This window comes from Tsukamurella sputi, assembly GCF_007858445.1.
GTDB classification, from domain to species: Bacteria; Actinomycetota; Actinomycetes; order Mycobacteriales; family Mycobacteriaceae; genus Tsukamurella; species Tsukamurella sputi.
On sequence record NZ_VIGV01000182.1, the window covers coordinates 1 to 539 of the forward strand.

1 protein-coding gene is annotated in these 539 nt (G+C 70.7%); it reads right to left on the bottom strand.

What is annotated here, in order from left to right; genetic code table 11:
* Positions 1 to 3 precede the first annotated feature (3 nt).
* Positions 4 to 539: PDDEXK-like endonuclease domain-containing protein (locus FK268_RS24545; RefSeq protein ID WP_497997387.1), on the bottom strand; the 536-nt coding region annotated here is incomplete at its 5' end.

The window sequence follows — 539 nt, forward strand, 5'->3', positions numbered from 1 at the left end:
GGACTACTCCGTGTCGATGTCGAGGCCGACGGGCTCCCACAGCTCCACGGAACCGTCGTCGGCGCGCTCGCCGACGGTGAGCGCGCGCTGCAGGGTCAGCGGGTGCACGCCGCGGCGGTCCAGCGCCTGCACCACGACGGACATCGCGGCGTCGGCGTCCGTCGCGAAGACGGACTCCCGGACGCGGACGAACTCCCAGCCGCACCGTCGCAGCTCCCGTTCCCGCTCGATGTCGGACCGGGCCTGCTCCGGTGTCGAGGCGAAGTCCGCGCTGTCGCACTCCACCGCGAGCTTGCCCTGCTCGCCGGTCACCACGAGATCGATGGAGCGGTTGTTCACCACGACCTTGGGGTTCACGTGGTAGCCCATGTCGCGCAGCCGTGCGAAGACCTGCTGCTCGAAGATGTTGTCGAAGGGCTCGACCCGGCGATCGGTCGGGACGTCGGCCGGCATCGGCTGCGCGACCTCGACGTCGGCGCGGGTGACGTAGCGCAGCAGCGACGCCCGCAGGTCGTTGGCCTTGAGGTCCCGCTCGTCGA